An 11,243-nucleotide genomic window follows, 5' to 3' on the forward strand; every position below is an offset into this window, starting at 1 on the left:
AATCTGCCTGTTTCATTATTTATCGTTTAAAGCAGTAACACCAGGTAGGTCTTTGCCTTCCATGAATTCCAAGGAAGCACCACCGCCTGTAGAGATATGATCCATTTTACTTGCAACATTGAACTTTTCAACTGCTGCTGCTGAATCACCGCCACCAATCACCGTATAACCTTCTGTGTCAGCCATTGCTTGTGCGACACCCTTTGTACCATTTGCAAAAACATCCATTTCAAATACACCCATTGGGCCATTCCAAATGATTAATTTTGATTCTTTAATGACTTTTGCATACAACTCAGTTGTTTTTGGACCAATATCTAAGCCCATCCAATCAGCTGGAATCGCATCAACATCCACCACTTTAATAGTGGCATCTTTTGAAAACTTATCTGCTACAACCGTATCAATTGGCGTGTAAAAATTCACACCTTTATCTTTTGCTTTTTGCATGAATTCTTTAGCTAACTCAATTTTATCTTCTTCAAGAAGTGAGTTACCAATTTCAAAACCTTTAGCTTTAGCAAAAGTATACGCAAGTCCACCACCGATAATCAAGTTATCGCATTTTTCTAACAGATGATTGATTACGCCGATTTTATCTTTTACTTTAGAACCGCCGATAATTGCAGTGAATGGACGTTCTGGTGTTGATAGAGCTTTCCCTAAAACATCTAATTCTTTTTGTAGTAGAAGACCTGATACAGCTGGTAAATAGTTTGCAATTCCAGCAGTGGAAGCATGAGCGCGATGAGCCGCACCAAAGGCATCATTGACATAAAGTTCTGCCAATTCAGCGAATTGTTGTGCTAACTGTGCATCATTTTTTTCTTCACCTTTGTGGAAACGAACATTTTCAAGCAATACGACATCCCCATCAGCCATAGCATTCACTGTATGTTTAACCGTATCCCCGATTGATTCATCTAATTTTGTAACAGGCTTTCCTAAAAGTTCAGCAAGTCGAACACCTACAGCCGTTAGACGCATATCTTCAACAACTTCACCTTTTGGACGACCAAGATGACTTGCCAAGATGACTTTTGCTCCTGAATCGACTAATTGTTTGATCGTTGGAAGCGCTGCACGAATACGTGTATCGTCAGTAATTTTACCATCCTCCATTGGAACATTAAAATCTACACGTACGAAAACGCGTTTGCCTGCCACTTCTACATCATTGATAGATTTCTTCTCATTCATGTTAGAAAGCCTCCTAAATAATTATATTCAATGGTTATCATAAAAAAAGGAGAAGTAGTTTATGACTTCTCCTCTTTTTCCAAAATTCATTATATACGTTAAGTCATGTAAATGGCTAACTATTTTTATTAAAGACCTTGTTTTGCCATATATTCAGCTAAATCTACAACGCGAGTAGAATAACCAGACTCATTGTCATACCAAGCTAATACTTTCACAAGATTGCCTTCTAACGTCATTGTTGATAAAGCATCAACAGTTGAAGAAGCTGTGTTGCCATTATAATCAATTGATACTAATGGTAATTCACTGTATTCTAAGAAACCTTTTAGTTCATTTTCAGAAGCTGCTTTTAATACTGCATTTACTTCTTCTTTAGTTACTGATTTATCAAATTCAGCAACTAAATCCACTAAAGATACATTTGGTGTTGGTACGCGGATTGCCATACCATCTAATTTACCTTTTAATTGTGGTAATACTTTTGCAACTGCTGCTGCTGCACCAGTAGTTGTTGGAATCATTGATTGACCTGCTGCACGTGCGCGGCGGTAATCTTTATGTGGTAAATCTAAGATTTTTTGATCATTTGTATAAGAGTGAATTGTTGTCATCATACCACGTTTAATACCAAAGTTTTCATCAAGAACTTTTGCAACTGGTGCAAGACAGTTTGTTGTACAAGATGCATTCGAAACAATAAAATCAGTTGCTGCATTGTAATCAGTGTGGTTAACACCCATTACAAATGTTGGCATATCTGAACCTGGAGCAGATACGATGACTCTCTTAGCGCCTGCTTCAATATGTTTGTTTGCTGCAGAATGGCTAGTGAAAATACCAGTTGATTCAACTACGATGTCGATTCCTAAGTCACCCCATGGAAGTTGTGCAGGATCTTTTTCTGCATAAACACGTACTTTTTTACCGTCTACTACTAAATATTCACCGTCAGAACTAACTTCGTTGGCGATTGAACCATGTACAGAATCATATTTCAATAAGTGTGCAAGCATTGCTGCATCCGTTAAATCATTTACTGCTACTAGCTCGATATCCTCACGTTGTAAAGCTGTGCGGAAAACTAAGCGTCCAATACGTCCAAAACCGTTAATTGCTAATTTGATTGTCATAATCTATTCCTCCAATAAGTTGTAGTTATTTTTGAATGATCTTAAACATTTGCTGCGCCGCTGCCATGTCAGTAATAAAAATTGTTTGCTTTGTCGCATTTTTAAAATACGACAAAATCGCTTTCGCTTTCTTGGCACCACCGGCAACAGCAAGAATAGTGGGACATTTTTTGACCTGCTCTAGTTGTAATCCAACTGTCCTTATCCTTTGTACTGCTTTACCCTGTTCATCAAAGTAATAACCAAAAGCTTCACCAACTGCACCCTGTTTTTCAAGATCCAAACGTTCATTTGATGACGACTTTCTGCGGTCTGCCATCTCATTTGCCGCTCCAATTCCGTGAATAACAATAGAAGTTTTTTCATATAGCTCGATCATCTCAACAACGATTGGTTCTTCTTTCATCGCGTTGTAAGCTGCCTCGCTTAAATACTCTGGTAAATACAATGTTTTATAGTCATTACCTGAATTTGTTGCAAAATTTGAAGCGATGGTATTCGCCTGCATTTGAACGTCGACACCCATGCCACCTCTTGCTGCGATGAACAACATATCCTTCAATTTGGAGGAAGGCTTAATTGCATTGGCGACGGCGGCTACTGTACTACCACCTGTAACAGCGACAATATCCCCAGCTTTCGCATAGTTTTCAAGCTCTTCAACTGCTTCAGCACCCATTAAAGCTTTTACTGACGGCTCTGAATCTAAATTACCGTCAACAATAATTACTTTTTGGATACCAAAAATCTTTTGAAGTTGAATTTCAAGGTCTGAAATGCCCGACCATTCGTAAACAAGTGGTTTTAGTTTTTCTAACACTTGAATACCCACGCTTGTAATTGTCATACCTGTTCGACTAACATCTAATAATTGCTGTTCGCGAAGTAAGTCCGTTTCTTTACGTACTTCTCGCTCCGGCAAAGATAGACTATCCGATAAAGATCTACGTCCAATCGGGCCAAGCATTTGAACCATCTGTAAGATTCGATAACGAATTTGTAATGATTCCGACATTTCCGGTAGCATCTTTAATTGTGCTTCAGTTAATGACAGCATTCGATATCCCCTTTTCATAGGACATTTAATAACCCATAAGATTATTTTCCGTCCCACTTGATATAAAAAAATATTTCCTACTGTTAGTATAACAAGGTTGTCCGTACATTGCAATAATGGGTAGAATCTTATCCCACATTATGACAAAGTAGTTACAAAACAATAGCTTGTGTAGAATTTCGCTTTATTGTCATTTTAGCACAGCTACTATTTTGCACCCACTCGATTAATCTGCCAAAACTTCTTCATAAAGCGTCATAAAATCGAGAAGACCCGATTGGACAATTTGACCATTTTGCTCCACAACTGGTATTTGCATCATATACTTTTCATGCAAGGCATCATCTTCTTCAATGTTTACAATCTCAATTGTGAAAGCTCTCTCTTCTTGAATTATTTTTAGTAAATTCAAACCTTCTTCACAAAGACGACAATCTGGACGACTGTAATACGTAATCATATGCGCTCTCCTTCACAATTCATTGTTTGACTATATTATAGAAGAAACTCACAATTTTACAAACTATAATGCCTTTCTTTATAAAATAAAAAGGTTCTATCTCAAATATTTGGGGCGTTATTTGGTTCTTTCAAAAGCATGTTGCTTTTTCTATGTGCTTATTTAATAGTGAAACTCTACTAAAAACTATTTTAATCGCTAAAATGAAAATAAATGGACAAACAAAAAAGGAATACCGCATTTACAGATGCGGTATTCCTTTTATTTTTGGCTAAGGTTTTGGATCAGCCTCTTGTCATTGAAGTATATTTATTGATCTTCTTTTGGTGCTGTTGGTGTTGTAGTTGGCACTTTGTGACCCGGTACAACGACACGTTTTAAGAAGAATGCTAGCACAATCGCTACGATTGTCACGAACATAGCAATAAGGAATGAGAAGTTAATCCCTTCAACCATTGCTTTTTTAACAAGTGGATCAGCTAAATCTTTACCCATTTTAGCTGCATATTTAAGAATACTTGGGTCTTCAGATAATTGTTTAGCGTATGCTGCAAGATCTGCTTTAGACATCGGCGTACCCGCTTGAGCAGCTTCAGTAGCTTTAGCTGTTACTTGTTCAGTAATACGATCTTTTACTTTATCTGCAACTTTTAATTTCACATCATCTTCAATACCAGCTGATGCAGTTTTAGTGCGGTGAGACATGATGGTAATCATGATGGCAGCACCAATTGCACCAGATACTTGTTGCAGCGTATTGTTCATAGCAGTACCATGTGGATTTAACTGTTGTGGCAATTGGTTTAAACCATTTGTCATTACTGGCATCATAACCATTGACATACCGAACATACGAATTGTATAGGCAACCATTAAGTAAGTAAATGTTGTATGCACAGTTAATTGTGATAAATAATAGGTTGCAACTGTCATAATGACCAGTCCCGTAATCGCTAACGCTCTTGGACCGATTTTATCAAATAATTTACCAGTTATTGGTGACATTAAGCCCATCACAATCGCACCTGGTAACATAAGTAAACCTGAGTCAAGCGGTGTAAATCCGCGAATATTTTGTAGGTAGATTGGTGTTAAAATCATTCCTGAAAACATAGCCATAGATAATACCACTGAAATAGCAGAACCTAGAGCAAACATTGGTGATTTGTAAACAGCAAAGTTCAACATTGGTTCTTTCATAAAGATTTGTCTAAGGACAAATACAATTAATGAAATCGCACCAAGTGCAATTGTACCCCATACTTCAAATGCGCCCCAGCCTGCAGAACTAGCTGTACTGAAACCGTATAATAAACCACCGAAACCGATCGTAGACAATATAAGTGAAGAGACACTTAAGCTAACTTTACGTGTTTCCATAATGTTTTTGAATTTGAAGATGGCAACGATTAAAATAATAACCGCTAACGGTAAGATCATTTCGAATAATACATGCCAATCATATGTTTCTACGATCCAACCTGATAGCGTTGGTCCAATAGCTGGTGCGGTAATCATAACTAGGCCAAAAATCCCCATGACCATACCACGTTTTTGGATTGGGAATGATACAAGCATAATATTCATTAGTAATGGACCCATTACTGCTGCACCCGCTGCTTGAATCATACGAGCTGTTAACAATACGCTAAATGAATCTGCGAATACTGCAAGTGCTGTACCTGCTGTAAAAATTGCTAACGATGTTATAAATAGTGTTTTATTTTTGATTCTTGTGATTAAAAATGCACTGGCCGGTACAAGAACACCCGATACAAGCATATAACCCGTTGTTAACCATTGGACTGTAGAAGCTTCAACGTTAAAATCTGCCATGATTGATGGCAATGCCACATTTAATAATGTATTATTTAATAGTGCTACAAACGCTCCTATAAACAATAGTACAATCATTGCATATGGCGGTTTTTTTTGTAATTCTTCCATATTCATTAGTCGATCCCTCATCTGCGATAGTATATTTCGTTCAAAAAAAAAGATTACTTTTAATATAATATACTCATAGTCCAATTTTAGCAACAAAAAAAACCGAAAAGTCCAATTCCATTGCTATTAAAGCATTTTATATATAGAATAGAAGTACAATACAAACATAAAAGGTGAGAAAATGAACAATAGAAAACGACAGGTAATACTTGCTTGTGCAAAGTTATTTGCCGAAAAAGGCTTTATTAGTACATCGATCCAAGACATTCTTGATGAGTCACATATATCAAAAGGAACTTTCTACAATTACTTTTCCTCAAAACAGGATTGTTTAATCGCAATTTTAGATATTGGTAGTGAAGAAGCTGCCATTCGCAAGCAAGAATTTTTAATCGGAAAGGATTTGGACGATAAAAAAGTCTTAGCTTCTCAAATTTCGACGATTATGCAAGTTAATCGTGAAAGAAATTTGCTACCTATTTTCGAATCAATCCTTCATTCAGGCGACAAAGAATTAAAAAAAACCGTACAACAATACCATATCCGTGAAATGGAATGGTTATCGGGCAGAATGATTGATGTCTATGGCGAAAAAATCCGTCCTTATCGCTATGATGCAACAATTTTACTATTTGGTATGATTAATCAACATCTGCATATCGGCTCGCTCACACACGCTCCTGAATCAGAATGTCCCTCTCCTGTCGATGCCTCTCACTATGCGCTTCGTCAACTCGATTCTATCATTCCATCTTTGATAAAAAATAAAGATAGCTATCTTGGTCCAAGTTTGGAACGTTATATATACGCTAACAAAGATCATATTATACCAAGTCAGTCGGATATTATTGATCAATTAAAAGGTTTCCGAAAAAATCTCGAACCTACTACACCAGATGATTGTATTGAATTTACCGATTGTTTAATTGAAGAATTCAGTTCACCAAACCCACGCTACTATATTATTAGCACAGTCGCATTCAAATTTTACGATACATTCCGTAAATCCAATCATGCATCAGAAGCCATCGCAATTGCTAATGGCGTTTGGCAAATAACACGTGCTCGTAAAGATGAGGCGGAAGCTCTAAAATAAAAAAAGGTTCTATTATATAAATAGCGAGAGCTTTCCGCCGACAAGTAACGCACTATTTATTTTAATCATGATAAACATACCTAAAAATAGACAGAAAAAAGCACAGGTTCACCCAATCTTCTATACTTAAAATGCTGAATAATAAGTAAGAGGAGAAAGGTGAACTATGCTATATGAAGTCTAGCATGACTATTCCAGGATTAAAACGATGAAGAATTGGCAAACTGAGATTTTAAATAGCTTCGCTTTTTGTTATTCGAATGGCTTTTTAGAAGGTATTAATAACAAAACGAAAGTAATGAAACGACATGCATATGGTTATAAACGATTTGAGCGATTGAGAGCGAAGATCTTACTAACATTAAAGTATAAAGAAGTTGGTTTACATCTGGGGTGAATGAAATTGAAAATCCAATTTCATTCACCCCAACCTTTGACACAGAGCCAAAAAAATGGATTATAAGCCTTTTACCTCGGCTTATAATCCATTTTTATATTCTATTATAATTACTTGAAAAGAACATTCATGAAGTTTCACACGCCTATTTTAAAAAGAATGTTTTTTCTTCACTCATATTACTTATTGCAAAAACTAGATGTTCTATTGCTTATTTTGATTTGGCAAATATATTGGCTGTTTTCAAAGCCATCTTCACCGCTTTACGGTTTAATGTTCTTTCAAGATAGTTGATTTTAATCTTTTGAGCTTCCGTCGTTTTTTGAAGTTCTTTTACGATTCGGCGCTCCTTACGTAATTTTTCATCGCTTGTTTCCATCGATAAATTATAAAAACGATCATAACGCTGACGAATCTCAGTTGCTGATAAATCAACAAAACTTCTTAGCGGCTGCGCCATATCCAACGTTTTAAGTTGCTCATCTAATGGAATAACTGTTGGGTTCGTAGATTCCTTATAGATATGATCCAAGTTGTTTTTGTTTAAGAAATTTAAATAACGTTGAAAGTTATTCGCGTGCACTCTTTCACAACTATGGAAATCACTTTTTTCAACTAAATCAAAAATATTTGTTTGAGGCGTGATATCTTTTGCCCATATATTATTTAATGAGTGAAATTCCGTTAATTCACGCATGCGTCCATCTTTTGGAATAATAATACTCGGTGTACCAGCAATTGTCGCCGTAATATTACCATGTAAACGTGCACCAAAGCTTAAATCTGCTTTGCCGATAAAATCTATCCAAGATTGTGCATTGAGGAAATAACGTACACGATCATTCTGATAAACAGGATCTGTACTAAAGCTTGGGTAGTTTGGTTTTGGGTTCCCAAGATTTGGCCCACCTAAATAAGTGAGACGCAATTCTTTTAGCCATTGCGGAATGAAATAATGATTCTCAAATTCATTTTGACTTCTCGTAATAAAATCTAAGACATTGTCTGGAGATAGTTTTGATGAATTGACTGTTACAATGGAATCCTTCGTAATTTTAGTATCTCTAATTTTCAGATTTTCTCCGAAAGCATACATGGATGGACAGCCTATAGCCAAGTGATCAATGCCCTCTCTAAATCCTAGATTAGATAAGTATTTGGAAGTGATTTCTCCGCGCACACCAATCATTGACGATTTATTGAGTACAGCTTTCACAAATTTTTTGACTGTATCATCAAAATCATTTGTCTTAGTGAGGTCCGGCTCAAAATCAGCTCGTAAACCAACGCCTATGACGTAAACAGGTATCGTTAATTTATTGATTAGCGCTGTATATGTTTTTAAAACCTTTTCAAATTCTGGACGAAATGCATCCGCTAAAGGAATAATATATGCATCATAATTGTCATTTATATAACTTGCATCACTTTGATTTACTCGGTAATAATCAGGTATAAATTCAACATCTTCGGTAGTTAATGTTCTATATACACTATACGCATATATTAAATTTCCTACATTCCCTCCGATTGAGTTATTTGCTAAAATATATGCGGCGTCAAAGACATCAGTCGGTAACATCCCACTTCTAATTAAATAGCGCTTCATCAATAAATCCCCTTTCAGATCATGTACTTTATTATTGTAATGGAGTTTTTCACTATTGATTACCTCTATATTTTATCATACCCTCTATTGGGAATTTCAGTGCTATTTTCATGTATTTATAATATAGATGTAATGTTCTTAATCCAATTAATATAGAAACTTAACTAGATTGTATTATATTGTTTAATTATTGTGATTAAAGGGAAAAATTACAATTGAAAAAGCCAATTTAGCTTTTCATGCTAAATTGGCTTACTTTTATGCCCCAGAAGGGAATCGAACCCCCAGCCTAAGAACCGGAATCTTATGTTTTATCCATTAAACTACTGGGGCGTCGTGAAAGTCTTTCTATTTTATTATACAAATATAAAAACACTTTGACAACCATTGCTTTATTATTTGTCAGCATTTCAAATGATTAACACAATTCATTTGACCTTTCTTGACCAACCAATGTAAAATAGAGTTATCGCTGATACAGTCAGCAATTAGAATGAACGGAGGAGAATTAAATGAATTTAATTCCTACAGTAATAGAAACAACAAATCGTGGAGAGCGTGCTTATGATATATACTCTCGCCTACTAAAGGATCGTATCATCATGCTAGGAAGTGCAATTGATGATAATGTTGCTAATGCAATCGTATCACAATTACTATTCTTAGAAGCTGAAGATCCAGAAAAAGATATCTTCTTATACATCAACTCTCCTGGTGGTAGCGTAACTGCTGGTATGGCAATCTATGACACAATGCAGTTCATCAAACCTGATGTTCAAACTATGTGTATGGGTATGGCCGCTTCAATGGGTTCATTCCTATTAACAGCTGGAGCTAAAGGCAAACGTTTCGCATTACCTAATGCTGAAATTATGATTCACCAACCATTAGGTGGCGCACAAGGACAAGCGACTGAAATTGAAATTGCAGCCCGCCATATCCTAAAAACACGTGAGAAATTAAATAAAATCCTTGCTGAACGTACTGGTCAACCAGTTGAAGTGATTGAAAAAGATACAGACCGTGATAATTTCATGACTGCTGAACAGGCTGTTGAATACGGCTTAATCGATAAAATCATGATTCGCAACGAAAAATAAATAATAGAAGACAAGCTCAGTGACACGCCATGTTGCTGAGCTTGTTTTCTATTTATAAGCCTCTGTGTCACATACTCGGGTGAATGAAATTGGATTTTCAGTTTCGTTCACCTTTTTCAATATAACCCAGATGTAACCAATCTTTTTGTATTTTATTGCTACTCGTCTTTTGGCTCTAAATTGCTCAAACTGCTTATAACCCTATGCATATCGTTTTATTTCTTTGATTTTCGTGATCAAAAGATCTTTCACTTACTTATTATTCAGCCTTTTAAGTATATAAAAATGGGTGAACCTGTACTTTTCTATGTCTTCTTTTGTGTATTGTTATTTCTACTATTTTAAAACCTCAACCTATATAATAGCATCAAAAAAAAAGCACTGCAGACCAAGAAGATTTTTCTTGGCATGCAGTGCTTTGAATTTTTATATATTGTCTACTTTATTTATTGACGACATTTATTAATTCATTTAATTCAAAAAATGAATCACCTGATTTAGAACCGATATTCCCTGCTCTTAGTGCTTTGCGGAAAAGAATTTTACTAGCTACTTCTTGACCCTCAAATAAGCTAGTTGCGGTAAATACGTCGATGTTATCAGTTGGAACTGGTGCTACATTTGTATGACCAAGATTGCGTAAAATTGTTTTCACTTGGAAATCACGCGCAAGATTATAATCGATTAATTCTGAAATAGCTAAGTCTACTACCACTTCATTTTGATTTTCAGTTTGCACATGAGCAACAATTGTAATTTCCATTATATATTCCTCCTAAAGATTAAGTAGCTTTAGTTTAGCATGATGATTTATTAATTCAAGTAGTGAAAGACTTAAATATTCTTGTTTTTTGCAACAATTAGACGTGAAATAGAAAATTTTTCTATAAATTTAGCAGAAAATAGCACAGTATTTCATACAATTTAAGGGATTTTTTGGTATAAAAGTGTAAGTTAGTGAGCAATGAAGCTTTTTTCACTTTTATATCAAAAAACTCCTTCATCAAATAATAGTAGGCAATATGATGGCGTTCTTTCAACTTCCTTTCCAACTAAAATCAAATACATCATGCTACATACACATCTATTTCTTATATTTCTATTCAATAAAATTCATTATCAAAGTAGTATGTCTAGAAAATATTTAAAGGACATGTCGTATTTAGAACGATCGACAAGATCGGCATCTGATAAGTCATGAATTGCTTTTAGGAGTAAATATTTGAACATACGAATTGGTGGAA

General features: G+C 35.4%; 9 protein-coding genes, 1 tRNA gene and 2 pseudogenes. 3 read left to right on the plus strand and 9 right to left on the minus strand.

The features are described 5' to 3' along the window. Positions 1-15: 15 nt before the first annotated feature. The 5 genes from DEX24_RS14780 to DEX24_RS14800 form a co-directional block, all read right to left on the minus strand. On the minus strand, positions 16-1,200 hold the full coding sequence (locus DEX24_RS14780; protein ID WP_109307190.1) for a phosphoglycerate kinase: 1,185 nt from the start codon (positions 1,198-1,200) through the stop codon (positions 16-18). Between the two features lie 128 nt (positions 1,201-1,328). After that, on the minus strand, positions 1,329-2,333 hold the full coding sequence (gene gap / locus DEX24_RS14785) for a type I glyceraldehyde-3-phosphate dehydrogenase (protein ID WP_109307191.1): 1,005 nt from the start codon (positions 2,331-2,333) through the stop codon (positions 1,329-1,331). A gap of 25 nt (positions 2,334-2,358) precedes the next feature. Then, positions 2,359-3,390 (minus strand): sugar-binding transcriptional regulator, encoded by a 1,032-nt coding sequence (locus tag DEX24_RS14790; protein ID WP_109307192.1) that lies wholly within the window; start codon positions 3,388-3,390, stop codon positions 2,359-2,361. A 226-nt stretch (positions 3,391-3,616) separates the two neighbouring features. Beyond that, the gene (locus DEX24_RS14795) at positions 3,617-3,850 is read right to left on the minus strand and encodes a glutaredoxin family protein (protein ID WP_109307193.1); all 234 of its coding nucleotides are present in this window, start codon (positions 3,848-3,850) and stop codon (positions 3,617-3,619) included. A gap of 309 nt (positions 3,851-4,159) precedes the next feature. After that, on the minus strand, positions 4,160-5,803 hold the full coding sequence (locus DEX24_RS14800; RefSeq protein WP_186819626.1) for a DHA2 family efflux MFS transporter permease subunit: 1,644 nt from the start codon (positions 5,801-5,803) through the stop codon (positions 4,160-4,162). Between the two features lie 175 nt (positions 5,804-5,978). Here DEX24_RS14800 and DEX24_RS14805 point away from each other — a divergent pair, with 175 nt between their 5' ends. Both DEX24_RS14805 and DEX24_RS14810 read left to right on the plus strand, forming a co-directional pair. Next, entirely contained in the window at positions 5,979-6,893 is a 915-nt protein-coding gene (locus DEX24_RS14805) for a TetR/AcrR family transcriptional regulator (protein WP_109307194.1), read from the plus strand. A gap of 199 nt (positions 6,894-7,092) precedes the next feature. Beyond that, a pseudogene (locus tag DEX24_RS14810) lies at positions 7,093-7,290 on the plus strand (transposase); the annotation flags it as partial. A gap of 211 nt (positions 7,291-7,501) precedes the next feature. On the opposite strand, the gene DEX24_RS14815 reads toward DEX24_RS14810, so the two are convergent. Together DEX24_RS14815 and DEX24_RS14820 are read right to left on the minus strand one after the other, a co-directional pair. Next, entirely contained in the window at positions 7,502-8,899 is a 1,398-nt protein-coding gene (locus DEX24_RS14815; protein ID WP_109307195.1) for a polysaccharide pyruvyl transferase family protein, read from the minus strand. Positions 8,900-9,160: 261 nt separating this feature from the next. Next, positions 9,161-9,232, minus strand: a tRNA-Arg gene (locus DEX24_RS14820). Between the two features lie 179 nt (positions 9,233-9,411). Here DEX24_RS14820 and clpP point away from each other — a divergent pair. Next, positions 9,412-9,999, plus strand: a complete 588-nt coding sequence (gene clpP / locus DEX24_RS14825; protein WP_109307196.1) for an ATP-dependent Clp endopeptidase proteolytic subunit ClpP — start codon at positions 9,412-9,414, stop codon at positions 9,997-9,999. 442 nt (positions 10,000-10,441) lie between these two features. On the opposite strand, the gene DEX24_RS14830 is transcribed toward clpP, so the two are convergent. Next, the gene (locus DEX24_RS14830) at positions 10,442-10,762 is read right to left on the minus strand and encodes a hypothetical protein (protein WP_109307197.1); all 321 of its coding nucleotides are present in this window, start codon (positions 10,760-10,762) and stop codon (positions 10,442-10,444) included. Positions 10,763-11,127: 365 nt separating this feature from the next. Continuing rightward, positions 11,128-11,243 (minus strand): annotated as a pseudogene (locus DEX24_RS14835) (transposase); the annotation flags it as partial.

It is taken from the genome of Kurthia sibirica (assembly GCF_003143975.1).
Taxonomy (GTDB): domain Bacteria; phylum Bacillota; class Bacilli; order Bacillales_A; family Planococcaceae; genus Kurthia; species Kurthia sibirica.

What these genes read in the sequence shown, in the direction of transcription:
- DEX24_RS14830 (WP_109307197.1), bottom strand. Translation starts at nt 10,762, where the DNA reads ATGGAAATTACAATTGTTGCTCATGTGCAAACTGAAAATCAAAATGAA.
- DEX24_RS14780 (WP_109307190.1), bottom strand. Translation starts at nt 1,200, where the DNA reads ATGAATGAGAAGAAATCTATCAATGATGTAGAAGTGGCAGGCAAACGC.
- DEX24_RS14800 (WP_186819626.1), bottom strand. Translation starts at nt 5,803, where the DNA reads ATGAATATGGAAGAATTACAAAAAAAACCGCCATATGCAATGATTGTA.
- DEX24_RS14790 (WP_109307192.1), bottom strand. Translation starts at nt 3,390, where the DNA reads ATGCTGTCATTAACTGAAGCACAATTAAAGATGCTACCGGAAATGTCG.
- DEX24_RS14815 (WP_109307195.1), bottom strand. Translation starts at nt 8,899, where the DNA reads ATGAAGCGCTATTTAATTAGAAGTGGGATGTTACCGACTGATGTCTTT.
- DEX24_RS14805 (WP_109307194.1), top strand. Translation starts at nt 5,979, where the DNA reads ATGAACAATAGAAAACGACAGGTAATACTTGCTTGTGCAAAGTTATTT.
- clpP (WP_109307196.1), top strand. Translation starts at nt 9,412, where the DNA reads ATGAATTTAATTCCTACAGTAATAGAAACAACAAATCGTGGAGAGCGT.
- DEX24_RS14795 (WP_109307193.1), bottom strand. Translation starts at nt 3,850, where the DNA reads ATGATTACGTATTACAGTCGTCCAGATTGTCGTCTTTGTGAAGAAGGT.
- gap (WP_109307191.1), bottom strand. Translation starts at nt 2,333, where the DNA reads ATGACAATCAAATTAGCAATTAACGGTTTTGGACGTATTGGACGCTTA.